The following is a 26,361-nucleotide window of genomic DNA, read 5'->3' as shown; positions in this document are numbered from 1 at the left end:
GTGTTGCTCCAATAGGCGACATGCTCAGGCTGCCTTCGCCGCTTGCGGCTTCGGCGATTTGATCCGCGTCACGCTGTGGCGGCCGTCGACGCTGACCGGAACCTCGCCGTCGATGGTGGCGCGGCGCACCACACGATGCTGATCGCCGTAGTCATTGACGGCGTAGTGCTGGGTCGCGCGATTGTCCCAGATCGCGACGTCTCCGGCCCGCCAGCTCCAGCGCACGGTATTCTCCGGAGCCGTGATGTGGGACTGGAACAGATCGAACAGCTTCTGGCCGTCATATTTCGGCAGGCCGACAAAGCGCTGGACGAAATTGCCGAGCACCAGCGTGTGCTCGCCCGTTTCGGGATGGACGCGCACGACCGGATGCTCGGTCTCATAGATCGTCCCGGTGAATACCTCGTCGAAATGCTTTCTGTCGGCGTCGGTGGCGCGAGACTTCACCGCGTAATCATAGGCATTGCTGTGAACCGCCCAGAGCTCGTCGGCGAGCTTCCGCAACGGCACAGGCAGATCGAGATAGGCGGCCGCCGTGTTGGACCAGACGGTGTCACCGCCATAGGGCGGGATCACCACACCGCGCAGCACCGAGATCTTCGGATAGGCATCGACGAACGTGACGTCGGTATGCCATTGGTCCGCGCGGCCGCCACCACGCCCCGAGTCCAGCTCGAGGATCGACGACGTACCCTTGCTCGGGCCGATGGTCGGATGCGGCACCAGTTTGCCGAGCCTGACCGCGAAGCGCTCCTGCTCGGCGTCGTCGAGGTGCTCCTGGTCGCGGAAGAAGATCACCTTGTGCTCGAGCAGCACCTGGTTGACAGCACGGATGACCGCGTCGGGAAGGTCACCCGACAGCTTCACATTCTTGATCTCGGCACCAAGCCGGGCGGCACGCTTGACGATGTCGGCGCGCGGAATGACGTTGTCGATGGTGGTCGTCTTGCTCATGATGTTGGTCTCGTCGCCGCGATCCCCTGGACAAGGCTCCGCCATGCGCCGGTCGCGGAAACGACGGCGGAGATCAATGATGTGGTCGTGCGCTATTCCGCCGCGACGGGCTGCGGCGGTCGCCAGACAGCCGGTGCATAGAGCTCGGCGGTGAAATCCTCCGCGATCTCTCCGTTGATGCGCGCCTCGTGAGATGCAAGGTCGGCCAGGAACAGATCGCGGCTGACCCTGGCCGTGATCCCCGGAATGTCGCGCTTGAAGCTTGGAACGTCGCCGATCGGCAGGCCGAAGCTGACAAATGCTGCCGGGTTGAAGACGTGAATGTCCTTCAGATACGGCGCGCGGCCCGGAACTTTCTCCAGATACTCGTGCCCGGACCCGAGATAAGGATAGGCCGCCAGACGATCGTCCTTTTCGTCGTCAGGCGGCACGAAGCGATCTCGCCACAGCAGGATTTCGTCGGCGAAATCGCCGAGCTCTGACTGCGCGCCCAGATCGACGGAATAGCCAGTTCCCGCAATCGCGAAATCGAACGCGAACTCGCCCTGCGGAGTGATGGCGACCAGCCGCACCCCCTTCAATTGCGCCGAGGTCCAGGGTGCGCCCAGGTGCAGATGAAAATTGGGGAAGGCTACCGCGCGCGAGATCGCATCCGGCGGCGGGGTCGACCCAGCCTGCCTGAACCGAATCGCTTGATGCCAGCGCACCGCGTCGGGCAAGCTGCCATAATTGTCATAGGCTCCCGGGTAGCCGCGGATCCGAATGACCGGCAACGCGGCCAAGGTTTCCCGGCGTGCAAACAGATGAACATCACGCGCTCCGGCCTCAAGGGCTGCAGCCGCCGCATCGAAGGCCGACGCAGCACTCCCGATCACCGCAACGGAAAGACCTCGCAGCGTCCTGAAATCGATCTTCTCCGATGTATGCGCACGGAATCGTTTCGGCAGGACACGCAGCGCGTCGGGGACATAAGCGCCCCCGCTACCCGCAAAGCCGGTTGCGAGCACCAGCTTGCGCGTGGTCTCGATGGTCGTGACCCCGCTCCGCTCCAGATGTAACCGCAAATGATCGGCTGCGGGCTCGATGCGGAGCAGCCGCGTACCGTAACGAATGCCGGCGCCTGTCACGCGGCGATACCAGTCGAGATAGGCCGCCCAGTCGAGCCGCGGAATCCGATCGAGCGCGTCGAAGGCCGCCGCGCCATGGCGCGTTTCATACCATGCTTGGAAACCGAGACCGGGCAGACCGAGCTCCGGACCTGGAAGCGTCTTCGGAGTGCGAAGCTTGTGCATTCGCGCGCTCGTCAGCCACACGCCGGCCTTGCTGGCGTCGGCGGCGGCGTCGATCACCGAGACCTTGCCGATCCCGGCGCGCCGAAACGCAAACGCGAAGGCCGCGCCGGACTGGCCACCGCCGACCACGACGACGTTGTGATCGATTCCGTCGCGATCAGGCACCCAGTTCTGTGGGTCGACCCCGATCAGCCGGAGGGCCTCGCGGGCGACGCTGTCGGGATCGGATTGCGGCATGAATGACCACCTCGCTTTGACGTTACAAATCGTAAAAGCGATCGACATTCAGTCAATGAAACGAAACCAGCTTTGTTTTTGATAGCAGGCAATGTTCGCGTCGTGGACAACGCGGGCATTGAAATATTTGCGATGATCGCCGCCTGACCGATCATCTCATGTGCATTGCGACGTGCGGGATCGGCGCGATCGATCGGGAGAACTTCCCAAATCATACGTCGCCGGGATCGGCGCGATCGCAGTCATCTCCGGTGAACGACGAACTCGTCACGTTCATGCTCGCTTGCCGTGCAACAACGCAAATTCATTTCACCGCCGCCGACATAGAGTCTGACGCAGCGCACGCGCCTGACGTCGACGCGCGGCGAGCAACGATGGATCTCTCGAAATGCCGCGAACTGCCGGCAACATCAGCCTTGAACACGATACCCCGGAGCTCGCCCGCTCCTATGATGAAGCGGGACTCGTTCAATTTCGCCACGGCAAGTTCCTGATCGGGCCGCTCGCCATCAAGACCGGCGAGCACGTGCTCGACATCGGGACGGGAACCGGCCGGCTTGCGGAATTCGTCGCCGGACTGGTCGGTCCGGACGGCCGCGTGATCGGTATCGATCCACTTGCCGGCCGCATCGAAATTGCGCGCCTTCGGCAGGGGGATAACCTCCAGTTCGCCACCGGGCGCGCCGAAGAACTGTCGCGCTTCGACGACGCGCAGTTCGACGCGGTCTATCTCAATAGCGTCTTCCATTGGATCTCCGACAAGGATCGCGCGCTGCGGGAGGTCCGGCGCGTGCTCAAGCCCGGCGGCCGCCTCGGATTGAATGTGCAGGATCCGTCCAGGCCGCACCAGTCGCGCCTGCTGCTTCGTCGCGCCATCATCGAGGCGGGTCTTGCCGGCGATCGCCAGGACTCGAACCCGGTGCTCGGATCGACCGACGAGGAGCTCAAATCGCTGTTCGCGGCACACGGCTTCGCCGGCTACCGCAGCGAGCTGCGCGCGCTGATCGATATCCACGACGATGCGGCATCGCTGCTGCAGTGGTCGGAAGCGAGCGCATTCGGAAATTTCCTCGAAGCGTTCACCCCTCACGAGCGCGAACTGGTGCGCCGCACCTTCGCGCGCCTTGTCGAAGAACAGCGCACGCCCGAAGGTTTGAAGCTGGAGCGCTACCTGCGCTTCGCGTTTGCGCACAAGGCGCCGTCCCACCAATAATAATCAGCAAAACTCACGAGATCCGAGATGAGCAAACGACAGCTTTCCCTTAACCTCTTTATTTATCCCGGCGGCCATCACGAGGCGGCGTGGCGCTACCAGGGGTCTGCGGCGGATCGCATCCTTGACGTCAGCTATTACCAGGAACTGGCGCAGCGTGCCGAGGCGCAGAAATTCGACGCGATCTTCTTCGCCGACGGCCCCGCGCTCGCCGACAATGTTCGCTACGCACAACGCTTCCGGTTCGAGCCGATCACCTGGCTGGCCGCGATCGCCGTCGCCACGAAACGGATCGGCCTGATCGCGACCGCGTCGACGACCTATACCGAGCCCTACAATCTGGCGCGCCTGTTCGCCTCACTCGATCACCTCAGCGGCGGCCGGGCCGGCTGGAACATCGTCACGACCAGCACGGCACAGGCGGCGCAGAACTTTGGCTTGCCCGAGCATCCACCTCACCACGAACGCTACGAGCGGGCGCGGGAATATATCGATGTCATCACGCGGCTGTGGGACAGCTGGGAAGACGACGCCGTGGTGAACGACCCCGCATCCGGCATTTTCGCCGATACGGGAAAGATCCATCCGATCGATCACGTCGGAAAGCACTTCCGGGTACGCGGCCCGCTCAACATCTCGCGGACGCCGCAGGGACGGCCGGTCTATGTCCAGGCGGGTTCGTCTGATGACGGACGCGCCTTTGCCGCGCGCTATGCCGAAGCGATCTTCACCGCGCATCAGACGCTGGCGAGCGCCCAGGAGTTTTATGCGGACATCAAGCGGCAGGCACGCGCGTTCGACCGCAGCCCCGATCAGGTCAGGATCCTGCCGGGCATCAGTCCGTTCATCGCTAGCACGCAGGCCGAAGCCGACCTGTTGCAGGACGAGTTCAACGAGCTGATCCAGCCGGAATACTCGTTGACCCAACTTCGCCAGATGATCGGGCTCGACCTCTCCGGCTTCGACCTCGACGGTCCCTTTCCGCGCCACCTGATCGACACCGGCAGCGCCCACGGGGTCGCCAGCCGTTTCAAGCTCGTGGTCGACATCGTCGATCGCGAGCAGCCGACCATCCGCCAGCTCGTGCAGCGTCTCGCCGGGGCGCGCGGCCACTGGGTGATCGCGGGCCCGCCGGAGAAGATCGCCGACAACATCCAGACTTGGTTCGACAATGGCGCGGCCGACGGCTTCAACGTGATGCCGCCCTGGCTACCCGGCGGGTTCGATATCTTCGCCGAGCAGGTCGTGCCGATCCTGCGCAAGCGCGGCCTGTTCCGCGGCGAGTACAGCGGCACGACGCTGCGCGACCATTTCGGACTGAGGCGGCCGCAAAGCGTGTTTTCCGGATCGATCAAGGCGATCGCCTGACGTGATCGAAACCGCCGACCCCGCGTCGGCCGGATCGCTATTTGCCCACAGCCTAAGGATTTGAGAGTTCAATGACCACTGCGCGCGTCCTGCTCGTTTCGACCCTGCTCATTGTCGGTGCCCTTACCGGCGCCGCCCTGCACGCGGAGACATCAGCCAAATCCGATCTGAAAGTCGGCTTCGTGCCGGGCCCCTACATCGACGAATTCAAGGTTGGCGTCGCGCCGGAACTCGAGAAGAAGGGCTACCGTGTCCGCTATGTCGAGTTTTCGACCGGGCTGGAAGCCAATAACGCGGTGTTCAAGGGCGAGATCGACGCCAACGTCATGCAGCACACGATCTTCCTGAACTCGTACAACGAACGGCAGCAAACCGACCTCGTCGGCATCGTCCACGTCCCGACGCCCCCGATGGGGCTTTACTCGAAGAAGCACCCGGTCGGCTCGCCGATCAAGCCCGGCTCGACCGTGGCCGTACCCAACGATCCCGTCAATCTGCAGCGTGCGCTCTGGATCCTGCGCGATCTCGGCCTCGTCGAGATTCGCGACTCCAAGCCGGTCGATGTCAGCGAACTCGACGTGATCAAGAACCCCGGCGGCATCAAGATCGTGCCGCTGGAAGCGGCACAGGCGCCGCGCGCGCTCGATGACGTTGATTTCGCCGCCATCCAGGGCAACTTCGCGATCTACAGCGGCTTGAAGCTGACCAATGCATTCGCCCTGGAGAAGATGACGACGCCCTATATCAATGTGGTCGCGGTGAAGCAGGCCAATGCGGGCTCGCCGTGGGCGCAGGACATCGTCGCCGGCTACAAATCACAGACGTTCAAGACCACGATCCTGTCCGACCGCTTCTATGACGGGTTTACCTTGCCGGATTACCTGAAGCGCTAGACCCAGCCACCATCGACGATGTGGCTCTGGTTGGTGCAAGCACCGCTGTCATCGGCGGCGAAGAACAGCACGACGCGGGCGATATCATCAGGCACGAGCTTGCGCTTGAGGCATTGGCGCTGCATCAGCTCGGCCACGCCTTCAGACGTCAACCACAGATCCTGCTGCCGCTGGGTCATGATCCATCCGGGCAGGATGGAATTGACCCGTATGTTGTGCGGCCCGAGATCGCGGGCTAGCGCCCGGGTGAGGCCCTGAACGGCTGATTTGGCCGTTGTGTAGCAGGGCATGTTGCCCTGGCCGATCACCCAGCTCACCGAGCCGATGTTGACGATCGAACCGCCCCCTGCCTGCTTCATGTCCGGCGCGACCGCCTGAGCGCTGAAGAACTGGTGCTTCAGGTTGACGGCGATCCGCTCGTCCCAGAATTCCGGTGTGACGTCCTCGATCGCGTGACGATCATCGCGGGCCGCATTGTTGACCAGGATGGTGACCGGCCCGAGCGCCTCGCGGATGCCGGCGACCGCGCGCCGCAGCGCGCCGATGTCGCGCAGATCGGCATGTTCGAAGTGCACGCGGGCTTGTGCCCCGAGATCGGACAGTAGCTGCTCCGACGACGTCAGATCGATATCGATGAATCCGACCTGCGCGCCCTGGCCGATGAACCGGCGGACGATCGCCTCGCCGATGCCGGAACCGCCGCCGGTGACCAGTACGGTCCGGTCCTTGAGACTTGGATAGATGGCGCCCTGCATTGGCATCCTCTCGATATTGGCGCCTGAAGGGCGTCGGTTGCGTTGCTGCGGCTCAGGCAAAAGGGCCACAGATTCCGAGGTTCACTCGGTTGTCTCCATGAGGCTGCGGTCCACGACCCGCAGCGTCCGCCGCACCATGCCGTCGACGATGGTCGCCGACTCGCTTGGACGCACGTATATCGCCGTGGACTTGAGCAGCCACGGCAGCACCGCCTGGTCGAGCCTCTCCTCATAGGCACCGCGCATCATGTCGAATGCCTGCAGGCCAGGACCTGCGAGGATGACGTGATGCGGGCGCAGCACCGATATCGTCGTGGCGACCGCTTCGGCAAGCGCGTGACCCGCTTGCTGGAACAAGTGCTCGAGACGGGAATCGCCGCTCCGTGCCCGATCGCGCAACAGGGCCATCTGCGCCTCGGACGGTTGCTGCGACGCCGCGGGCGGCAAGTCGAGAAAGGTGCGGGCATCGCGGTAAAGCGCATAGTCGGCAAGATGGGCCTCGATGCAGCCGCGCTGACCGCAGCGGCATTGCGGGCCGTTCAGCGCCAATTTGACATGACCGATCTCACTGCCCGCGCCGGCACCCCAGCGCGCTTCACCGTCGACAATGATGCCCATGCCGACGCCGTGGCCCACCATGATCGTGGCCGTGAGGCCCTGCGCCAGTGCGGGTTCGGCGGCAGCGAGGGACAGCGCGACCGCGACCGCGTCGTTCGCCATCACGACCTCGACACCGAACGCCTGGCGGATCGGGTTGGCAAGATCGACGTCGGTGATCGACAGCGCCGGGCTCCACAGATGCCGGCCGGTATCGCCGTCGACGATGCCCTGCAGCGCTATTCCGATTCCGAGCAAGCGATGTCGCGGCGTGGCGGTCGCCTCAAGCATGGCGTCGATCTGTGCGATCACGAGCTCGCATAATGCGCTTGCATCGAGCGCGCGCGTCGCGAGTTCAAGTCGCGATTGCGCCAGGGCGGAGCCGCTGAAATCGGCGATCAGTGTCTCGACCAGATTCATGCGCAGCGAGACCGCGATGATGCGGCCAAATTCGGGATTCAGGGTCAGCAGGACTGCCGGCCGGCCGCGGCGACGGCCACCATCCGCGTCCTCTTCGTCGGCGTCGTCGGGCCACAGCGTCGCCGCATCTGTCTCGGCTTCGCACAGCAGGTCCTCCGCCATCAGCTTCGACGTGATGGCCGAAATGGCGGGGAAGCTCAGGCCCGTGCTGCGTGCGAGTTCGACCCGCGGCAACGGCCCCTGGCGTCGCAGGACCTCGATGAGACGGCCGGGGTTCGATCCGCGGGCCAGGCTCGAAGCACGTCTCAACGGCTCGGGCTGTTCGTTCATATTGCGCTTTTTAATTCGCTTGATGAAATTATTCAACGCAGGCTACTCGTTTGTTGGTCAAAAAGCGCGGACAGCGACTGAAAAACATCACTCCCATACTATTATTGGCCGAAGGCGTGATCATGTATTGGCCGAAGGCGTGATCATGATCATCCTTGACTGGACATTTTGTCGCGCTAATTTATTAGTTACGTGAATAAAATAAGGCGTGAAAAGCGCCGGGCGTGAAATCCCCTCACCGGGGGTGTCGACAGGGAGGTGCATATGAATGTCTCAACCAGAAAATTGATCGTGCCGCTCATGGCGGGCGCTGCTGCACTCGCCATGGCGACGGGGGTAGCACAGGCACAGCAGAAAAAGACCATCGCGCTGGTGACCAATGTCGCGGCCGACTTCTGGACCATCGCGGGCCGTGGGCTTGAGAAGGCGCAGAAGGAGCACCCGGACTACAATATCGAATTGATCGTCACCAATGAAGGGACGGCGGCCGGCCAGCGGCGCGAACTGGACGATCTGCTGGTGCGCGGCGTCGCCGGCATCTCGATCTCGGTCGACGATGCACCGCATGCAACCGAAGCACTTAACAAGGTTGCCGCCAAGACCGTGCTGATCACCACGGACAGCGACGCGCCGCAGAGCAATCGCCTCGCCTATATCGGCACCGACAACGTCGCGGCGGGGCGACAGGCCGGTGAGGAGATCAAGAAGGCGCTGCCGAACGGCGGCAAGATCGCACTGTTCGTCGGAACGATGGACGCCGACAACGCCCGCGAGCGGGTGCAGGGCATCAAGGAAGCGATCGCCGGCACCAAGGTCGAACTGGTCGACGTGTTCACCGACCAGGTGGACTTCGCCAAGGCCAAGGCGAACATGGAGAACGTGCTCGTCAAATATCCCGACATCGCGCTGCTGTCCGGCCTATGGAGCTACGAGACGCCGCTGATCTATGACGCGGTGAAGGCCGCAGGCAAGGCCGGCAAGGTCAAGATCGTCGGCTTCGACGAGGACCAGCGGACGCTGCGCGGCATTTCCGACGGCACGATCGAATCCACGGTCGTGCAGCAGCCCTACGAGTTCGGCTATCTCTCCGCCACCAACATCATCAAGGCGCTGAACGGCGACAAGTCCTGGATTCCGAAGGACAGCAAGCTAATCGTGCCGACCAAGGTGATCAGCAAGACCAACGTCGCGGAGTTCGCCGCACATCTGAAGGAACTGCTCAAGAAGTAACTTCAGTCGGCTTCAACGCCCGGCCGCCACAGGCCGCCGGGCGTTGTGCAGGAGGACATGCGAATGGCGGAAACGCTGCTGGAACTCAGCGGAATCAGCAAGACCTATCCCGGCGTCAGGGCGCTCGACGACGTCAATTTGCGCGTCAATCGCGGCGAGGTGCTGGGCCTGATCGGCGAGAACGGCGCCGGCAAATCGACGCTGATGCGCGTGCTGGCCGGCGTGATCGCGCCGAGCACCGGCGTGATCCGCATCGGCGGCACCGAGCACGCCCGGATGACGGTGACCGAGGCGACGCGATGTGGCATCGCCTTCGTGCACCAGGAACTGAACCTGTTCGAGAATCTCGACGTCGCGGCCAATGTCTTCATCGGACGCGAGAAGCTGGCCGGCGGCCCGCTGAAGCTGGTGGACAATGTGCAGATGCACGCCCGCGTGATGCCGCTGCTGGAACGGCTGGGCGCCGATTTCACGCCGGGCACGCTGGTCGAGAATTTGTCGATCGCGGAGCGCCAGATGGTGGAGATCGCCAAGGCGCTCTCGATCGACGCCCGCGTCATCATCATGGACGAACCGACCTCCAGCCTGACGATTTCGGAGACGGAGCGGCTGCTTGAGGTGATTGCCGACCTGAAGACGCACGGCATCTCGGTGATCTACATCTCTCACCGGCTCGGCGAGATCATGAGTTGCGCCGATCGCGTCGTGGTGCTGCGCGACGGGCGCACGGTGGGGGAATTGGCGCGCGACGAACTCAGCCACGCCGCCATGATTAGGCTGATGATCGGCCGCGACCTGAAGGCGCTATATACACCGCCGTCCTGCACGCCGCAGCCGGGCGGCTGCGATATCGCCGGCGTCGTGACCACTGCCTTTCCCGACCGACAGATCAATCTGTCGGTGCGGCGCGGCGAGATCCTCGGCCTCGCCGGGCTCGTCGGCGCCGGCCGCACCTCGCTTGCCCGCGCGGTGTTCGGCGTCGATCCGCTGCTGGGCGGCGAGATCCGGATCGACAACGCCCCGGTCGGCGTCGCCTCGCCGCGTGACGCGATCAGGCAAGGGATCTACCTGGTGCCGGAGGATCGCAAGAAATCCGGCCTGGTGCTGGAACTGCCGATCCGGGAGAACGTGACGCTCGCGAGCCTGCTGGATCATGCGCGGATGTGGCTGGTCAACGGCGCGGCCGAGTGCAGAATCGCCAAAGACCAGGCCAGGCGGCTGTCCATCAAGGCGCCGAGCATCGACATCGAAGCCGTGACGCTCTCCGGCGGCAACCAGCAGAAGGTGGTGCTGGGCAAGTGGCTCTCCATGCAGCCGCGCGTGATGTTCTTCGACGAGCCGACCCGCGGCATCGATGTCGGCGCCAAGAGCGAGATCTACGCGCTGATGCGCAGCCTCGCCGACCAGGGCGTCGCGATCGTGATGATCTCCTCGGACATGGAGGAAGTGATCGGCGTCTCCGACCGGGTGGCGGTGATGCATGAAGGCAGTGTCAGCGGCGTGATCGAGCGCGACCAGTTCAGCGAATACAACGTGTTGAGGCTGGCGGTCGGCCAACCGCTCGAAACCATGGAGGCCGCTGCGCCATGATGAAGAAGGAACTCGGCCTGTTCTTGCTGCTGGCGGTGATTTCCGCCATCACCGGCGCGATCAATCCGGCCTTCCTGTCGTTCGTGAATCTGCTGAACATGGCCAATCTGATCGGCCTGTTCGGCGTGTTCGCGCTCGGTGAAGGCCTCGTCATCATCACCGGCGGCATCGATCTTTCGCTCGGCTCGATGTTCGCGCTGCTCGGCGTCATCTTCATCGACCTGCTGACGACCTATCAGGTGCCCTGGCCGTTTGCGCTGCTGCTGGTCCTGATGGGCGGGCTTGCGCTGGGCGGCATCCAGGGCTTCCTGATCACGCGGCTGAAAATGCAGCCCTTCATCGTAACGCTGTGCGGCCTGCTGATCTATCGCGGCGCCGCGCGCTATTACACCAGCGATTCGACACGCGGCTTCGGCTACGGTGACGAGGCGAGCACGCTGAGCAACATCGCCTCCGGTAATATTGCGGGCATCCCGAACACCTTCATCTTCCTGATCATCCTTGCGCTGATCCTCGGCGTGCTGCTGCACCGCTCGGTCTACGGGCGCTGGCTTTATGCCGTGGGCAAGAACGAGGAAGCGGCGCGCTTCTCCGGCATCAACACCAATCTCGTGATCGCCACCGCCTATGTCATCAGCGGCGGGCTCGCCGGCGTCTCGACCGTGATGTTTGTGTTCTACACCAACTCGGTTTCTCCGAGTTCCTTCGGCAACTTCTACGAACTCTATGCGATCGCGGCGGCCGTCCTCGGCGGCTGCAGCCTGCGCGGCGGCGAGGGCTCCATTCTGGGCATCGTGCTCGGGACGGCGTTGCTGCAGGTGCTGCAGAACCTCGTGAACATCCTCGGCATTCCCAATTCGCTGAACTTCGCGGTGATGGGGACCGTGATCCTAATCGGTGTGCTGGCGGATCAGCAATTGCAGGCCCGTCGACGGCGCAAGGCCGCGCTCGCAGGCCTCGCCCGCACTGCACCAAGATCGAAGGAAAGCACAATTCTGCAAGGCGCAGCTTCGCATAGCGCGGCTGCGTTGCCGACGACGACGGGCGATCAGGCATGACAACTCGAAAAGGAAGAACCCGGACCGGGAATATGGTCGCGGCGGCTTGAGTAGAGGAACGAGGGGAAGGAGTTCGAGGCGCAAGATCGATCAAGCTCGCGGCGCTCGTATCCAATTTGGCGCAGCAAGCCTGGCCCAGTGAGCCGCAGGCAGACCCTCGCGACCGTCTCGGAGGGCTTTGCGTGCGCATATTCTATCTCTGATTGATAGAGCGATGAATTGAAACTATCGCGTTCCCCGCTGAAGGGCTTTGGGCGGGAACGTGGCACAAAAATAGACAAAGCCGGGGACGCTGGGAGTGCAGAAAATGTCACTTAGGTCTGTAAACACCGCGCGGGCGTGCGGCGTGGGGATGGCGTTGGCGTTGTTATCTCTGTTCAGCGGCGGCGGCGCGCATGCGGCCGATCTCATGTCGAAGGCTCCGCCGGTGCCTTACACCGAGACCGATGACTTCTGGACAAGACCATATCTGTTCGGCGATCTCGGCAGGACGCAACTAAAGGAGCGAGGGATCTCGCTGGCCCTGACACTGGGCGACGAAGCCGTCGGCAATTTGTCGGGCGGCAACAGGAACACCGCGACCCAAGCCGGACAGCTTTTCTTTCAGGCCAAGTTCGACATGGCAAAACTTGCCGGCATCCATGGCGGCACGGTTGGCCTCACGCTGGTCGACCGCTTCGGCCGCAACCTGAATGACGAGGCGGGAATTCCGGCGCTGCAGCTGACCAACGAAGTGTTCGGCCGCGGCAGCATTCTTCGCCTGACCGAACTCTACTACTCGCAGAAGCTGTTCGATGATCGCCTTGAGCTCAAGGGCGGCCGTCTTCCGGTCGGCTCCGACTTCTTCTTTGGTCTCTGCGAGTTCATCAACCTGACCTTCTGCGGCGGCCAGCCCGGCAACATCCAGGGTGGCTACATCTACAATTGGCCGGTGAGCCAATGGGCCGGTGTGGTGCACTACAACTTCGCCAAGGAATGGCAGCTCTCGGTCGGCGTCTACGACGCCAACCCGAACTACCTGACGACGTCGGACTCCGTGACTTACTTCCTGCCGGGTGTCCCCGGCTCTAGCCCCGCCTCGGGCGTTCTGGTGCCGGTCGAGGTGGTCTGGGCGCCGAGCGGTCCGTTGAACGGGACCTGGAGATTTGGCGGCTGGTATGACAGCGCATCGACAATTGATGGCGGCCTGCCGGGGATCATTGCGATCTCTCCGGGCACCGGCGGCGTCTCGGACCAGAATCTCGGAGATTCGCGCGGTCGTTATGGCGTCTATGAATCGATCCTGCAGCGGCTGACGGTTGAAGGTCCCAAGGCACAGGGCTGGTACACCTTCCTCAATACGACCGTCGCCGACCACCGCACGTCGTACCAGGATTACCAGATTGCATTCGGCTTCAGGCACACCGGAACGTTCGCCTCGCGCCCGGAGGACGAAGTCGGCTTTGCGGTCGGTACGACCCATGTGAATACCGCTGCGCTCACGCCCACGCCGGAGGAAACGAAGTTCCGATCGAAGCCTGGTACGGGTGGCAGGCGACGGGCTGGATGAACCTGAAGTTCGACGCCCAGTATGTGATGCATCCTGGCGGGCGCGGGTACAATGCCGCCGGCGTGAAGACCGACAACGCCTGGATTCTCGGTCTGCGCACGCTGGTGCACTTCTGAGCGGAGGTGGCCAGCATGCTTGAGCAAAGCCAGCCATGGTAACCCCTCACGACGCCGGGCTAGCGGTCCTGGAGTTGAAGGGCATCGGCAAGGAGTTCGGCGCCATTCGCGCGTTGCATGGCGTCGACCTCCGCGTGTCGCCCGGCGAGGTGGTCGGCCTGATGGGCGACAACGGCGCCGGCAAGTCGACGCTCGTCAAGATCATCGCCGGCAACTTTCCGCCAAGTCACGGCGAGATCCGCTTTGACGGCAAGGCGGTTCATTTCGCCCGTCCGATCGATGCCCGTGCGGTCGGCATAGAAGTGGTCTACCAGGACCTCGCACTCGCCGACAATCTCACTGCGGCGGCCAATGTCTTCCTCGGCCGCGAGCTCAAGCGCAAGCTTGGTCCATTCGCCTTGCTCGACCACAAGGCGATGGCAGCGCGCGCGCTGCAGCTGTTCGGCGAGCTGCGCTCGGAGACCCGCCCGCACGATCTCGTCAAGCAGATGTCGGGCGGCCAGCGCCAGGCGGTCGCGATCGCGCGGACGCGGCTCTCCAACGCCAGGCTGGTGATGATGGACGAGCCGACTGCCGCGATTTCGGTTCGCCAGGTCGAGCAGGTCCTCGGCCTGATCCATCGCCTGAAGGAACAGGGCGTCGCGGTCATGCTGATCTCGCACCGCATGCCCGACGTGTTCGCTGTCTGCGACCGCGTCGTCGTCATGCGGCGCGGCGAGAAACGCGCCGACAAGGCGATCGGCGACACCAGCCCCGAGGAAGTCACCTCCCTCATCACGGGAGCGAAGGAGGCTGCGTGATGGCCACGCCCCTGGAATCTCCCCTCACCTTCACCAATGTCGGCAAGGCCAGATGATGGTGGCGCAGCGGCCCGTTCGCCTCGCAGACCGGCTACGTCCTGCTGGCGCTGGCGGCGCTGTTCGTGCTGATGAACTTCGCCAGCCCCTATTTCCTGACCGCAGGCAACATACAGAATGTGGCGAAGAACTTTTCCTTCATCGCCATCGCCACGCTCGGCATGACCTTCGTCATCATCACGGGCGGCATCGATCTCTCGGTCGGCTCCGTGATGTGCTTTTCAGCGATGACCACCTCAATGGTGATGACGCACGTCTCGACACCGGGCATGCCCGGCGCGGAGTGGTTCGTGCATTTAGCCCATGACGGCAAGACCGTGATTGCCAATATGCCCGGTTTGATTCTGCTCGTCTCGGTTCTGGCGGGGCTCGGCGTCGCGCTGATTGTCGGCCTCGTCAATGGCTTCTGCATCGCGGTGCTTGGACTGTCGCCGTTCGTCACGACGCTCGGCATGCTCTCGATCGTGCGCGGCCTCGGCTACGTCGTCTCCAACGGCCGCGGCAGTTTTCCCGGCGGCCCCGACGCCGAATATTTCTACACGCTGACATCCGGCGTTGTGTTCGGCATGCCGGCGCCGTTCATCTATCTCGTGGTTCTCGCGCTGGCGATGGCGGTCGTGCTGCATCACACTGGTTTCGGCCGCCACGTCTTTGCCGTCGGCGGCAACGAGAAGGCGGCCGCGCTGACCGGCATCTCGGTCGTCCGGGTGAAGATCGAGATCTACGTGATCTGTGCGCTCGCGGCGGGTCTGCAGGGCATCATCGTCTCGGGCTGGCTGGGATCGGCGCCGGCGAACATGGCGACATCCTATGAGCTCAACGTGATTGCGGCAGCTGTCATCGGCGGCGCCAATCTCGCGGGCGGCGCCGGCGGCCCGCTCGGAGCCATTGTCGGCTGCGTGCTGCTCGAGGTGATCCGCAACGGCCTCGTGCTCGCGCAGGTCAACTCGTACTGGCAGCAGACCCTGGTGGGCGTGATCATCATCGCCGCGGTGCTGGTCGATCGTCTCCGCTCGCGCATGGCCTGAAGAGTTCGTCCTGGAGGATCATGGATGTCCGCCTATCCGCCTCCCGGAGCCGCAGATTTGAACGGATAGGCACGATAAGAAATGTGGAGGGAAACAATGAGAGAGGCACTTCTGGCCGCTGCGGTCCTCGCCATGATGGCGACGCCTGGCCTGGCCCAGAGCTACAGATTCGTGATCGTGCCCAAGGCCATGAACAACCCGTTCTTCGATTTCGCGCGCGCCAAGGAGCTCGGCAACATCGAATGCATCTACAAGGGTCCTGTCGAGCACGAGCCGGCGACGCAAGCGCAGATCATCCAGGATTTCGTCACTCAAAAGGTGGATGGCCTGGCCATCTCGGTTGCCGACGTTGCCGCAATGACCAAGTCGATCGAGGCGGCAAGTGCAGCCGGCATTCCCGTCATCACCTTCGACTCGGACGCGCCGGGCTCGAAGCGGATTGCCTATATCGGCACCGACAACAAGGAGTTCGGCCTCGCGCTCGGCAATCAATTGCTGAAGCTGCGGCCCGACGGCGGCAGATACGCGATGATCTCCGGCGGGCCGGGTGCGGAGAACCTGGCCGAGCGGGTCGACGGCGTGCGTGAGGCACTCAAGGGCTCGAAGTGGACCGAGGTCGGGGGCTCGCCGACCTTCTGCAACGACGATCCCGCGCTCGGCGTTCAGCAGATGAACGATCTGCGCACCGCTGCTCCCGACCTTGCAGCCATCATCCCGGTCGGTGGCTGGCCGATGTTCGCGCCCGAAGGCTTCAAGGCGTTCGCCAGCAAGAGCAAGAAGGACATGGACGCCGGCAAGTTCACGCTCGTCGTGGCCGACACCCTCAAGATGCAGCTTGAGTTTTTGAATGAGGGTTACGCAAATGCGCTGATCGGCCAGCGCCCGTCGAAATGGGCGAGAAAGCGATGGACACGCTGCTTGCCATCAAGAAAGGCCAGAAGGCGCCGCCGATCATCCACACCGGTCTCGACGTTGTGACAAAGGACAACGTCGCGGCGATGCAGAAATAGGCGCGCAGGCAGCCCGAGCGGAACGGCATGGTTCCGGGCCCGTGCTCGCGGCCGACCGACATCGGTATCCCGCTGGGCAGATCCCGGCGGCCATCATCAATGGTGCCGCCATCGCATTTGACGAACGCTAGGGAACTATGTGGGTCCCGGTCTCGCCGGTCAGCGCGCCCATTACGCAATTAAGATGGCTGATGATCGCGCGCTTTCCACCACCTTCGAGAAAGCGGATGGCGGCATCGACCTTGGGCCCCATGCTTCCCGGCGGAAAATGGCCCTCGCGATGATAGGCCTTGATCTGCGCCAGGCTGACCTGATCCAGCTCCCTCTTGTCGGGCTTGCCAAAATTGATCGCGACGCGGGGCACCGCGGTCAGGATCAGCAGTTCCTCGATGCCAAGCACGTTGGCGATATGGGCCGAGGTCAGATCCTTGTCGATCACTGCCGGCACGCCGGTGCGCACGCCCCGTTCGTCGCGGATCACGGGCATACCGCCGCCGCCGCCTGCGATAACGATCGTGCCGCGCTTGACCAGCGCGTCGACCAGCGAAATGTCGCAGACATGTTTGGGTTTCGGAGACGGCACGACATGGCGCCAGCCACGCCCGGAGTCCTCGCGCATTTTCCAGTTCAACTCGGCGCTGATGCGCTGGGCTTCCTGCTCGGTGAAAAACGGTCCGACGAACTTGGTCGGATTGGCGAAGGCGGGATCGTTGGCGTCGACCTCGACCTGGGTCAGCAGGCTGGCGACGTGCCGGCCGTTGCCATGCGCACGCAAGACGTTCTCAATCGCCTGCATCAGAAGATAGCCGATGCCACCTTGGCTGTGTGCGACGCAGATGTCCATCGACATCGGCGGGATCCGGCTCATCGTCAGCATCTGGCGCATCATGATCTTGCCCACCACCGGCCCGTTGCCGTGGGTGATCACCAGTTCGTTGTCGAGTTCGGCGAGCGGCAGCAGCGCCTCGGCCGTATGCTGGGCGACCGCCTTCTGCTCGTCCGAGGTGCCCCTGATGTCTTCGGGGTGGACGGCATTGCCGCCGATCGCGATCACGAGACGGCGCGGGACCTCATTGAGTGTTCGCATAGCGCGGCATCCTGACGTCGTTGACGGAAAAAGCGAGAGCAAGGTCGCAGGCCTGGGCATTCGACGGCGCCACCACGATGCCGGCGTCCTCGAGCAGCCTGATCTGCGCCGAACGCACTTGGCGATCGAGCTCGGTCCCCGTCACTGACGCAACCAGGACCGGCGCGTCATCCGCGCGGCCCGCCGCGACAGCCGCAAGATGCGCTGCCGGATTGTCATGTGCGCCGTATCCGATCACGAGATCGAGCAGGATGACGGCGACCGCGGGATCGGCCAGCGCCGCCCGCAACGCATCGTCGCGCACCGAGGGATCGATCATCGGATGCGGCCGGCCCTGGGTATATTCGTCGGCCCCGAGGTCGACGATGCGGTCCCTCCCCTGCGCCTCCGGCTCACCGAAATGCGGGACGCCGGGAATAGCGGCGTTTGATGCCACCTTGCGACCGCCCGCGGCAAGGATCACCTGCGCCTCGGCGCAGAGCGTGCCGCCGGCGAACAGCCCTTCGATCCGCTGCGCCGCCTTGCGTCGCGGCGGCAAACGCGCAGCCACGGCGGCAGCGTCGAACTTGCCGCCAATGCTCCGGCCGTTGCCCAGGACTTTTTCGGCCGCTTCCCTCAATGTAGTCGCAAAGCGTGCATTTGGCGGCAGGTCCGCCGCGGCGGCGCCGATGAAGCACACTGTGTAGAGCTTCGAGCTCCGGCCGATCCGGCCAAGCACGGCCCTGGCGACGTCCGGATGCGGCGGCTTGGAGATGAGCACGACGCGATCGGTCTCGGGATCGGCATCGAGGGCGTCGATCGCCATCAATGTCGTGATGCCGCCAATCTCCTTCTTCAAATCCCGTCCGCCGACGCCGATGGCGTGGGAAATTCCTTCGCCCGCCTCGGACAGCAGGCACGACACCTCCTGCGTACCGGTCCCCGATGCGCCGATGATCCCGATCCTCCCACGCTTCAGCCGGTTGGCGAAGGCGAGCGGCGCGCCGCCGATGATCGCCGTGCCGCAGTCCGGTCCCATCATCAAGAGGCCCGCTTCGCGCGCCTGCTGCTTCAGCGACAATTCATCCGCAATCGAGACATTGTCGCTGAACATCAGGACATGAAGTCCGCGGTTCAGCGCCTTGCGCGCTTCTGCCGCGGCGAACTCGCCGGGAACGGAGATCAGGGCGAGGTTGGCGGCGGGTGCGGCCTTGACGGCCGCGGCAATGCTGCGCGGCCGCCACGCCGCTTCGCCCGTGCTGCTCGTCTTGGGGCGATCGAGCGCCTTTTGCGCTTCGGCAAGCGCGACGCGTGCCGCCGCTTCGCTCTCGGCCTTGATCGCGAGGATCAGATCATTGCCCTGCGCGATCACCTCGCCATCGAGCAATCCGGCGTTGCGCAAGATCGCCTGGTTGGACGGCGTGCCCATCATCAGCGCGGCTTCGATGACGCCCGCCGCCGACGCGATCTCGCGCGACAACCGCATCAACGCCACCGAGTCGAGATAGAAGCCCTTGCGAATTTCGTTCAGGACAAACGCGCTCATGACACCCCCAGATCTTCCGCAATGGCGAGAACGGCCTGCCGGAAGCAGGCCATCGGCGCCCGCACCACGCCGGCGCCGACCTGGCCGATGCCGGGCTCGCGATGCGCGATGCCGGTGTTGATGACCGGTGCAAGGCCGGTCTCCACCACCAGGCGAACGTCGATGCCGGTCGGCACGCCGGCAAAGTCGAGCGCGGGGATCGTCCATTCCGGATTCTGCCCGACGGTGATTTCACTCATTGCCCGCGTGAAATTGCCCGCCGACGACGGCGCCCCGGCGCCGATGAATCCGGCAACTGCCGGAGCTGCTGCCATCGCGAAGCCACCAAGCCCGACCGTCTCGACGATCGCGGAGTCGCCCATGTCGGGATTGGCATCCTTGCGCGAATAGCCCGGGAAATAGAGCCCTTCCGGCATTTCCACCGGCGCCGTGAACCAGCGATCGCCCAATCCGCTGACGCGGACCCCGAAGTCGGTTCCGTTGCGGCACATCGCGGTCACCACCGTCGAACCGCGAATCCCGCTGGCGGGATCGGTCAGCGCTTTGCCCATCGCCATCGCGATGTTGAGAAAGAACTGATCGTTCTGCGCGATGAAGCCAATGCAGCTTGCGAGAACCTCGTTGTCCGTCGAGGTGCGCGCCAGCGCCGACCCGATCTCGCGCAGGAACACGCTGGAGCAGGCCAGGTTGCGCTGGTGCATTTCATCGCCCATCGAGAGTCCGCGCGCGATGATCGCCTTCAGGTCGATCCCGCCATGCGCGCGGATCGCCCTGGCCAGCACCGGCCCGAATACATCACGCAGCCAGCCGAGGCGGGCCAGCACGCTATCGTCATTGCCGCCGAAGCGCATAACCTTGCCAAGGCCCTCGTTGATGGCGCAGTAGGCGCGGTTGCCATATTTGATGTTCTCGACGACGAACACCGGCATGGAGACCGTGGTCATGCCGGTCATCGGACCGACCGCGCCGAAATGATGGTTGGGGTGGAAGGAGACGCCGCCGCCGGCCGCGAGTTCGAAGGCGGCTTCAAGATCCGGAGCCCAGCCTTCGAACACGATGGCGCCTGCCACCGCGCCACGCATCGGACCGCACATTCGGTCCCAGGTGATCGGCGGCCCGGCATGAAGGATCATGCGTTCCTTCAACCCTTCCAGCACGTCGCGTGCCGGAACGATATCGATCAGCCTGGGCTCACCCTCGAGGATGCGGGCCAGCGCCTGCTTGTTGGCGTCTTCGATCAGCTTCATGGCCGCGCTCTCACGTACCGAGCTTGGCGAGCAGTGCCGCCATTTCGGGATCGCCGTCGGCGGGCGGCGTCCAGTCGACCTGCACGACCTCGACATCGCAGTCCCGCAAGTCCTTCACAAAGCCTGCCAGCCCGACGTTCACCACGCTTGGCTTGCTCATCAACAAACGCCCGCTCGGCGTCCCTTCCTGCTTGGTCACCACTTGCGGCCTCCCGAGATCCGATGCATCGATCTTAGTAAGAAAATTTTTACTTTGTCAAACACGCGCGACCAGTCGTCCAATTCCCGTCGCGGCGCATGATCGTCTAGGCCCCTGCGATTGATCGCGTCGGCGGGCCGTTGCCGGTGAGGCCGGCATGATGCAGCGCGCTGTCGTTGAGCAGCCGGCACTCGATCGCGCGCAACACCATCAGCGCACCTGCAAACGCATCCAGTCCAGAGCTTTGCCCGATCCGCGACAGCGCCGCGACCGCGGACTTGATACGATCGACCCGTCCGCCAATCGTCGCGTCGATGGCTTCATGGAGCGCCGCCGCCGCGAAGCCGAGCACGGCACTGTGCAGGTGGGCGGCACTGATCTGATTGGTCCGGCCGAGATGCGCGCGACAGGTCTTCCACAGCGCGTCGCGCGTCGCGAGACGGCCGAGGTTGGCGAGCGCGACCAGCGCGCCGCCGATCAAGTCGTCGCCGGATGGCGTGAGCCCGGGACCAAGTCCGATCAATTCGACGATCTCCGGGTAGTCACGCGGTACGCATCGCTCTCCGCGAAGCCCGGCCTCGATCAATTGCTTGAGCGCGGCGAGCGCCGGCGCCGCGGCAGCGAGCACCCGCGACGGCCTTGTGGGCGGCTCCGCGCCACCCGAGGCGGCCAGCCCCTGCTCGACCGGCAAGCGACGCCAGACCTGATCGACCATCGCAAGCCCTGCCCGCAAACTGTCGAGCGTCCATTCCGGCGAAGGCGGCGGCGCCCATACGGAGGCCGTCTCGAAACCGGCAAACCGCATACCGTCGAGGAGCAGCATCGTGTCGACGATCGCAACCTCTTGTCCGGGAACGAGCAGCCGCGGCTCGATCCCGGTGCACCGAAGATGCAGCGGGCCGGAGCCGAGGTCTTTGACACCGATGCAGATCCAGCAATCGTCGAGCACCGCATAAAGGCTGCGCTCGAACACCGCCGCAATACGGCCGCGCCGTCCGCTGCGCAGCGCGCGGCGCGCAAGCACGCCGACCTCGATTACGGCACCGCCGTCGAATCGTTCAGACACGGGCGCGCCGGGCAGGTCGCGAAACGTATTGCCTGGCCGCATCACACCGATCTCCTGCTGCGCAACCATGGCGTCAGGACGTGAGCACGGCGGTTCGCGGCACGCTACTCCCGTGGGCCTCTCCGCCGAGATAGGCGGCTTCAAGCGAGGGATCCTCCGCGATGATTTCGGCCGCACCGCTCTTCAGGATGGTGCCGGTCTCAAGCAGATAGGCCCTGTCGGCAAGCGCAAGGGCTTGCCCGGCCATCTGGTCGACCACGATCAGGGTCATCCCCTCCACGCGAAGCTGCTCGAACGAGGCGAACAACTCGTCGACGACAAGCGGCGCCAGTCCAAGCGACGGCTCGTCAAGCATGAAGACCTTGGGCGCGGTCAGGAGCCCACGCGCGACTGCGAGCATCTGCTGCTCGCCGCCCGACAAAAGGCCCGCGCGATGGTTGATACGCTCCTTCAGGCGCGGAAAGCGGGCAAACATCGCGTCGATCTCCGCGTCGAGTTCGAGACCCTTGCGTGCGAAAGCGCCGAGCTGCAAGTTCTGCCGCACCGTCAGCTCGGGAAACACCTGCCGTCCTTCGGGTACCAGCACGATGCCGGCCCTGGCGCGGATATGCGCCGGCATCTTGTCGACGCGGGCGCCGGACAGCCGGATCTCGCCGACCGACCGCGGTAGTTCGAGACCGGCAATCGAGCGCATCAGGGTGGTTTTGCCCGCTCCATTGGCGCCGAGTACGGCGATGGCCTCGCCGGGCGCGACGGCAAGGTCGATCCCACCGAGCGCCCGCGACAGGCCATAGAAGGCATCAAGCGTGCGGACTTCGAGCGCCGTGCCTTGTTTTGCCGGGCGCGTCGCGCGGCGCCGCTCACCCGACGGCGCATCGCCGAGATAGGCCTTGCGGACCAGCGGATCGTTGCGGATCGCCGCCGCATCGCCGATCGCGATGCGCTTGCCGCCATCGAGAACGACGATGAGGTCGCTTAGCGACATGATCATCGGCATGTCGTGCTCGACGATGATGACCGCGATCCCGGTCTCCGCGATGCGACGGAGCAGAACCGTCAGCCGCTGCTTGTCGCCCTTCGAAAGACCCGCGGCCGGCTCGTCGAGCAACAGGACCTTCGGACGCAAGGCGAGCGCCCTCGCGATCTCGACCAGTCGCTTCTCACCATGGGGCAGCGCGTCCGCGCGTCTGCTCAAATCGCCGTCGACACCCGCAAAGCGCAACAGCGACCGTGCAAGGCGCTCCTGCGCGTCATTGTGCAGCGCCGACACGATGTTACCGAGCTTGCCGGCCGTCGCCGCCAGCAGGACATTCTCGATGATCGAGAGCGAGCCGAAGAGCTGCGTCGTCTGGAACGTTCGCGCCACTCCGACACGCGCAAGCTGGTGCGACGGCAAGCCGGTGACGTCGCGGTCGCCAAGCTTCACGGTGCCGGATTTCGGGCGGTAGAAGCCGCAAAGCAGATTCAGCGCGCTGGTTTTCCCCGCACCATTGGGGCCGATGACGCTGATTACCGTGCCGGGTTCGGCGGTAAACGAGACGTCCTGCACGGCGCGGACACCGCCGAACGAGATCGAGAGGTTTGCGACGTCAAGACGCGACGCGCTGCTGGTTCCGATGCTGAGGTCGGCGACCGGCTCGACGGCCCCCGCGCCCGTATCGGCCTTCGACCCCGCCGGCAGGAACCTTGCAGCGAATTGCTCGATCAGCCCCATGATGCCCGAGGGCGCGACCCGCAGCACGGCGAAGAGCAACACGCCAAAGGCAAGCAGACGATACTCCGCGAGATCGGACAGCATTTCCGGCAGCAGCACGACGAGCGCCGCCCCGATCACCGGCCCCAGCGCCGAGCCGGCGCCGCCGACCATGACGCCGAACAGCAGCAGGATCGATTGCAGAAAGGGGAACGAACTTGGACTGATATAGCCCTGGAGGGGCGCAAATAGCGCCCCCGCCAACGCCATCGCTGCCGCCGAGATGATGAACGCCACGGTGCGGACCCGCACGAGATCAATGCCGATCGAGCGCGTCGCAACCTCGGTGTCGCGGGCGGCACGCATGGCGTAGCCCCAGCCGCTGCGCTTCAAGCGCTCGAACAGGATGAGGCCGGCGAACACCAGCACGACGCCCGCGATCGCCAAATGCCGCTCCGACAGCGGAAAGCCGAACACCTGCGGCGGCGCGGTCAGGATCAGGCCGTTGCCGCCGCCCGTGAGGTCGCGCCACTCGATCGTGCCGTGCTCGACGATGAAGCCGAAGGCGATTGTCACCATCGCGAGATATGGACCTCGCACACGCAAGGCCGGCATGGCGAGCAGGCCACCGACGACGCTGACAAGAGCAATCGCTGCAGCCGTCGCCGCAAGATAGGGCAACCCTGCCTTCTCCATCAGGAGCACGGTCGTATAGGCCCCGATCGCCATGAAACCGATGTGGCCGAGCGAGATCTGCCCTGCGAGACCGAGCAGCACGTTAAGGCCGATGCAGGCGATCGCCGTCAGCGAGATGGTCGCGACCAGGAATACGCCGTAGCTGTCGGCAACGGCGGCATAGAGGATGGCGGCCGCGAGTGCCGCGACGGCGGCGAGAACGGAGACGCGAGAGGTCATACCTTTTTCACTCCGGCTCGGCCGAGCAGCCCGTGGGGGAGGACGACAAGAATCGCGATCACCGAGGCGAATGTGATGATCTGGGTGTAGACCGACCCCAGATAGTTGGTCGCGAACACCTCGATCAGGCCGAGGCAGAGCCCGGCCAGCATCACGCCCCAGGCGCTGCCGAGACCGCCGATGATCGCCGCCGCGAAGGCCTTGATGCCGAACAGCGTGCCCATTTCCGAGGACACGTTGAACAGGGGCGCGATCAGCAGCGCCGCAACCCCGGCCAGCATCGCCGAGACCGCGTAGCTTGCCGCGATGGCGCCGCTGACGTTGATGCCCATCAGACGCGCGGCGTTCGGGTTCTGGACCACCGCGAGCATGGCGACTCCGTGACGCGTCCTGCGACTGAGCAGATGAAGTGCCAGCGCCAGCAGCAATCCGACCACGGGAATCAGGAGTTGCAACGGATAGACGCCCGCGCCCTCGACGATCTGGATCGGCTTGGCCGCCAGGACGGACGGAAAGCTGCGCGGCTCCTTGCCGAAGACGAACATCATCACATTGTCGACGATGATGCCGACCGCAACGGTCGCCATCAGCCAGTTGTCGGAGCCGCGCTGCACGAATGGCCGAACCGCAAAGCGCTCAATCAGCAGGCCATAGACCGCGCAGACGAGCAGAACGGCGGGAATGCCGGCCGCCGCCGGCCAGCCCCACAGCACGAGGAAGAAGTAGCCGGCAACGGCTCCCAGGGTCATCGAGCTGCCCTGGGAGAAATTGACCGTGCCGGAGACGGCGTAGGTAACGTGGAAGCCAAGCGCAAGCAGCCCGTACATGCTCCCAAGCGCCAGTCCTGTTATCACCGCGGGAAGAAATGACATCGATGACCACCCTGCTTGTTTGTCGGACGATCTCGCGCGGTCAGTTCCGTGCGAATGGCATGATGTGGTTGTCCTCGAACCGCGCCCAGATGTAGTCGCCCGCCGTCAGCGCATCGTGCTTGTCCTGCGCGAACGGCTTCTCGTAGGTCTTGATCAAGCCATCCACGCGATCGATGGCGTAGAAGCCGTCACGGACGGCGGTCGGTTCGGTGCCACCGGCCTTTTCGATCGCTCGCGCAATGACCAGGATGGAGTCGTAGGCGTTGGCCACGCCAACCGCCGGCGTCACGTCCGCAGGCCCCTTGATGTCCGAATACTTCGCCTGAAGGGCCGACATCACCCGCTTGCCGACCGGCGACAAGTTCCCGAAGAAGCTGTAGGTCTGGACGAAGATCACGTTCTCCGCGCTCGGCCCGGCGAGCTCGGTGAAGCGGCCGCCGGCCGGCCCCCAATGCGAGACGATCGGCGGCGCCCAGCCCATACGGTCGAGCGATTTCACCACCTGGGAGGACGGTCCGACGTTGCCGACCAGGTAGAGCGTATCGGCGCCCGCCTGCTTCAGCCGCGACAGCTGGGAAACGACATCGACGTCGTTGCCTTCAAACTTCTCGACGCCGGCAGGCTCGATTCCTGCGGCCTTCAATGCCGCCTTCAGGCCATGCTCGTTCGACTCGCCCCAAGGATTGTTGACCAGGATGAGCCCGGGCTTCTTCGCATTGTACGTCTTGCGCGAGAACTGGACGATCGCCTTATCGACCTCATCGTCCATGGCCGAGACGCGGAACACGTAGTTGGACGGGGCGCCGTTCCGCGTGATGTTGGTCCCGGCGGCCCATGGCACCACGAACGGCACCTTGACGTTGTTGACGAACGGCACGATGGCGAGCTCGACCGGCGTGTCGAGGCCGCCGACCAGGACCGCGACCTTCTCGCGCTGAATCAACTCGCGCGCCGCGATCAGCCCTTTGGCCGGATTACTCTCGTCGTCGCGGCGGACGAGGTCGAGCGGACGTCCGAGCACGCCGCCCTTCGCATTGATTTCCTCGATGGCGATCGTCGCTCCGCGGGTGAGCGCCTCGCCGGCGCGCGCCGACTGTCCCGACAGGGCGGTCACCAGGCCGATCTTGATCGGTTCGGCCGCGCGCGCGCCGAACGCGAACGGCAACGCGGCCAGCAGGATCGTCGCAGCGGCGTGCCAAGCCGGCCAACGACGCGCAGGTCCGGACGAAACTATGCTCCTGAAGTTCATGTTCGGTGTTC

19 protein-coding genes and 3 pseudogenes are annotated in these 26,361 nt (G+C 64.3%); 10 read left to right on the top strand and 12 right to left on the bottom strand.

From position 1 onward, the window contains the following. Window positions 1–24: 24 nt before the first annotated feature. Both J2R76_RS34840 and J2R76_RS34835 read right to left on the bottom strand, forming a co-directional pair. Window positions 25–954, bottom strand: a complete 930-nt coding sequence (locus J2R76_RS34840) for a TauD/TfdA family dioxygenase (RefSeq protein WP_253589205.1) — start codon at window positions 952–954, stop codon at window positions 25–27. Between the two features lie 92 nt (window positions 955–1,046). Beyond that, the gene (locus tag J2R76_RS34835; RefSeq protein ID WP_253589204.1) at window positions 1,047–2,483 is read right to left on the bottom strand and encodes an FAD-dependent oxidoreductase; all 1,437 of its coding nucleotides are present in this window, start codon (window positions 2,481–2,483) and stop codon (window positions 1,047–1,049) included. Window positions 2,484–2,871: 388 nt separating this feature from the next. Between J2R76_RS34835 and J2R76_RS34830 the strand changes: the two genes are divergently transcribed. From J2R76_RS34830 to J2R76_RS34820, 3 genes are all read left to right on the top strand, one after another. Next, entirely contained in the window at window positions 2,872–3,696 is an 825-nt protein-coding gene (locus J2R76_RS34830) for a class I SAM-dependent methyltransferase (protein ID WP_057017431.1), read from the top strand. A 27-nt stretch (window positions 3,697–3,723) separates the two neighbouring features. After that, window positions 3,724–5,064 (top strand): LLM class flavin-dependent oxidoreductase, encoded by a 1,341-nt coding sequence (locus J2R76_RS34825; protein ID WP_253589203.1) that lies wholly within the window; start codon window positions 3,724–3,726, stop codon window positions 5,062–5,064. Window positions 5,065–5,135: 71 nt separating this feature from the next. Further along, a complete protein-coding gene (locus J2R76_RS34820) occupies window positions 5,136–5,957 on the top strand; it encodes a MetQ/NlpA family ABC transporter substrate-binding protein (protein ID WP_057017429.1) in 822 nt (273 codons plus the stop codon). Here the strand turns inward: J2R76_RS34820 and J2R76_RS34815 are convergent. Both J2R76_RS34815 and J2R76_RS34810 read right to left on the bottom strand, forming a co-directional pair. Further along, window positions 5,954–6,712 (bottom strand): SDR family NAD(P)-dependent oxidoreductase, encoded by a 759-nt coding sequence (locus tag J2R76_RS34815; protein ID WP_253589202.1) that lies wholly within the window; start codon window positions 6,710–6,712, stop codon window positions 5,954–5,956. The two genes, J2R76_RS34820 and J2R76_RS34815, sit on opposite strands and share 4 nt — an antisense overlap. 81 nt (window positions 6,713–6,793) lie before the next feature. Next, the gene (locus J2R76_RS34810) at window positions 6,794–8,059 is read right to left on the bottom strand and encodes an ROK family protein (RefSeq protein WP_253589201.1); all 1,266 of its coding nucleotides are present in this window, start codon (window positions 8,057–8,059) and stop codon (window positions 6,794–6,796) included. Window positions 8,060–8,323: 264 nt separating this feature from the next. On the opposite strand from J2R76_RS34810, the gene J2R76_RS34805 reads away from it, so the two are divergent. The 7 genes and pseudogenes from J2R76_RS34805 (at window position 8,324) to J2R76_RS34775 (ending at window position 16,497) form a co-directional block, all read left to right on the top strand. Continuing rightward, the gene (locus tag J2R76_RS34805) at window positions 8,324–9,289 is read left to right on the top strand and encodes a sugar-binding protein (protein WP_253625500.1); all 966 of its coding nucleotides are present in this window, start codon (window positions 8,324–8,326) and stop codon (window positions 9,287–9,289) included. 63 nt (window positions 9,290–9,352) lie between these two features. Then, on the top strand, window positions 9,353–10,879 hold the full coding sequence (locus J2R76_RS34800) for a sugar ABC transporter ATP-binding protein (protein ID WP_253589199.1): 1,527 nt from the start codon (window positions 9,353–9,355) through the stop codon (window positions 10,877–10,879). Further along, the gene (locus J2R76_RS34795) at window positions 10,876–11,937 is read left to right on the top strand and encodes an ABC transporter permease (RefSeq protein WP_253589198.1); all 1,062 of its coding nucleotides are present in this window, start codon (window positions 10,876–10,878) and stop codon (window positions 11,935–11,937) included. Before J2R76_RS34800 ends, J2R76_RS34795 begins: the two co-directional genes overlap by 4 nt. 307 nt (window positions 11,938–12,244) lie before the next feature. Further along, a pseudogene (locus J2R76_RS34790) lies at window positions 12,245–13,602 on the top strand (carbohydrate porin). Window positions 13,603–13,637: 35 nt separating this feature from the next. Continuing rightward, a complete protein-coding gene (locus J2R76_RS34785; protein WP_092081449.1) occupies window positions 13,638–14,402 on the top strand; it encodes an ATP-binding cassette domain-containing protein in 765 nt (254 codons plus the stop codon). After that, a pseudogene (locus J2R76_RS34780) lies at window positions 14,402–15,487 on the top strand (ABC transporter permease). The gene J2R76_RS34785 and the pseudogene J2R76_RS34780 overlap by 1 nt, the downstream one beginning before the upstream one ends. Before the next feature lie 96 nt (window positions 15,488–15,583). After that, window positions 15,584–16,497: pseudogene (locus J2R76_RS34775) on the top strand (sugar-binding protein). 127 nt (window positions 16,498–16,624) lie between these two features. Here J2R76_RS34775 and arcC read toward each other — a convergent pair. The 8 genes from arcC to J2R76_RS34735 form a co-directional block, all read right to left on the bottom strand. Beyond that, entirely contained in the window at window positions 16,625–17,584 is a 960-nt protein-coding gene (arcC, locus tag J2R76_RS34770) for a carbamate kinase (RefSeq protein ID WP_253589195.1), read from the bottom strand. Further along, window positions 17,568–19,109 carry an acyl-CoA synthetase FdrA gene (gene fdrA, locus J2R76_RS34765; RefSeq protein ID WP_253589194.1) on the bottom strand — a complete coding sequence of 514 codons (1,542 nt, stop codon included), beginning with the start codon at window positions 19,107–19,109 and terminating at the stop codon, window positions 17,568–17,570. The genes arcC and fdrA overlap by 17 nt, the downstream gene beginning before the upstream one ends. Next, a complete protein-coding gene (locus tag J2R76_RS34760; protein ID WP_253589193.1) occupies window positions 19,106–20,356 on the bottom strand; it encodes a DUF1116 domain-containing protein in 1,251 nt (416 codons plus the stop codon). Before J2R76_RS34760 ends, fdrA begins: the two co-directional genes overlap by 4 nt. A gap of 10 nt (window positions 20,357–20,366) precedes the next feature. After that, a complete protein-coding gene (locus J2R76_RS34755; RefSeq protein ID WP_076826933.1) occupies window positions 20,367–20,558 on the bottom strand; it encodes a hypothetical protein in 192 nt (63 codons plus the stop codon). Between the two features lie 103 nt (window positions 20,559–20,661). After that, entirely contained in the window at window positions 20,662–21,663 is a 1,002-nt protein-coding gene (locus J2R76_RS34750; RefSeq protein WP_253589192.1) for a DUF2877 domain-containing protein, read from the bottom strand. Between the two features lie 31 nt (window positions 21,664–21,694). Then, a complete protein-coding gene (locus tag J2R76_RS34745; RefSeq protein WP_253589191.1) occupies window positions 21,695–24,229 on the bottom strand; it encodes a branched-chain amino acid ABC transporter ATP-binding protein/permease in 2,535 nt (844 codons plus the stop codon). Further along, window positions 24,226–25,101, bottom strand: a complete 876-nt coding sequence (locus J2R76_RS34740; protein ID WP_076826929.1) for a branched-chain amino acid ABC transporter permease — start codon at window positions 25,099–25,101, stop codon at window positions 24,226–24,228. Before J2R76_RS34740 ends, J2R76_RS34745 begins: the two co-directional genes overlap by 4 nt. 40 nt (window positions 25,102–25,141) lie before the next feature. After that, the gene (locus J2R76_RS34735; protein ID WP_375166549.1) at window positions 25,142–26,350 is read right to left on the bottom strand and encodes an ABC transporter substrate-binding protein; all 1,209 of its coding nucleotides are present in this window, start codon (window positions 26,348–26,350) and stop codon (window positions 25,142–25,144) included. Between the last annotated feature and the right edge of the window lie 11 nt (window positions 26,351–26,361).

Origin of the sequence: Bradyrhizobium sp. USDA 4532 (genome assembly GCF_024171315.1) — a bacterium.
In the GTDB taxonomy this organism is placed as follows: domain Bacteria; phylum Pseudomonadota; class Alphaproteobacteria; order Rhizobiales; family Xanthobacteraceae; genus Bradyrhizobium; species Bradyrhizobium australafricanum.
Note: the sequence above shows the minus strand (reverse complement) of the source record. Positions and strands in the feature narration are given on the sequence as shown.

Excerpts from the sequence above, each read along its gene's own strand:
- J2R76_RS34830 (WP_057017431.1), top strand. The coding sequence starts at position 2,872 with ATGCCGCGAACTGCCGGCAACATCAGCCTTGAACACGATACCCCGGAG.
- fdrA (WP_253589194.1), bottom strand. The coding sequence starts at position 19,109 with ATGAGCGCGTTTGTCCTGAACGAAATTCGCAAGGGCTTCTATCTCGAC.
- J2R76_RS34835 (WP_253589204.1), bottom strand. The coding sequence starts at position 2,483 with ATGCCGCAATCCGATCCCGACAGCGTCGCCCGCGAGGCCCTCCGGCTG.
- J2R76_RS34815 (WP_253589202.1), bottom strand. The coding sequence starts at position 6,712 with ATGCAGGGCGCCATCTATCCAAGTCTCAAGGACCGGACCGTACTGGTC.
- J2R76_RS34800 (WP_253589199.1), top strand. The coding sequence starts at position 9,353 with ATGGCGGAAACGCTGCTGGAACTCAGCGGAATCAGCAAGACCTATCCC.
- J2R76_RS34820 (WP_057017429.1), top strand. The coding sequence starts at position 5,136 with ATGACCACTGCGCGCGTCCTGCTCGTTTCGACCCTGCTCATTGTCGGT.
- J2R76_RS34840 (WP_253589205.1), bottom strand. The coding sequence starts at position 954 with ATGAGCAAGACGACCACCATCGACAACGTCATTCCGCGCGCCGACATC.
- J2R76_RS34795 (WP_253589198.1), top strand. The coding sequence starts at position 10,876 with ATGATGAAGAAGGAACTCGGCCTGTTCTTGCTGCTGGCGGTGATTTCC.
- arcC (WP_253589195.1), bottom strand. The coding sequence starts at position 17,584 with ATGCGAACACTCAATGAGGTCCCGCGCCGTCTCGTGATCGCGATCGGC.
- J2R76_RS34760 (WP_253589193.1), bottom strand. The coding sequence starts at position 20,356 with ATGAAGCTGATCGAAGACGCCAACAAGCAGGCGCTGGCCCGCATCCTC.
- J2R76_RS34805 (WP_253625500.1), top strand. The coding sequence starts at position 8,324 with ATGAATGTCTCAACCAGAAAATTGATCGTGCCGCTCATGGCGGGCGCT.
- J2R76_RS34825 (WP_253589203.1), top strand. The coding sequence starts at position 3,724 with ATGAGCAAACGACAGCTTTCCCTTAACCTCTTTATTTATCCCGGCGGC.
- J2R76_RS34745 (WP_253589191.1), bottom strand. The coding sequence starts at position 24,229 with ATGACCTCTCGCGTCTCCGTTCTCGCCGCCGTCGCGGCACTCGCGGCC.
- J2R76_RS34750 (WP_253589192.1), bottom strand. The coding sequence starts at position 21,663 with ATGCGGCCAGGCAATACGTTTCGCGACCTGCCCGGCGCGCCCGTGTCT.
- J2R76_RS34810 (WP_253589201.1), bottom strand. The coding sequence starts at position 8,059 with ATGAACGAACAGCCCGAGCCGTTGAGACGTGCTTCGAGCCTGGCCCGC.
- J2R76_RS34740 (WP_076826929.1), bottom strand. The coding sequence starts at position 25,101 with ATGTCATTTCTTCCCGCGGTGATAACAGGACTGGCGCTTGGGAGCATG.
- J2R76_RS34785 (WP_092081449.1), top strand. The coding sequence starts at position 13,638 with ATGGTAACCCCTCACGACGCCGGGCTAGCGGTCCTGGAGTTGAAGGGC.
- J2R76_RS34735 (WP_375166549.1), bottom strand. The coding sequence starts at position 26,350 with ATGAACTTCAGGAGCATAGTTTCGTCCGGACCTGCGCGTCGTTGGCCG.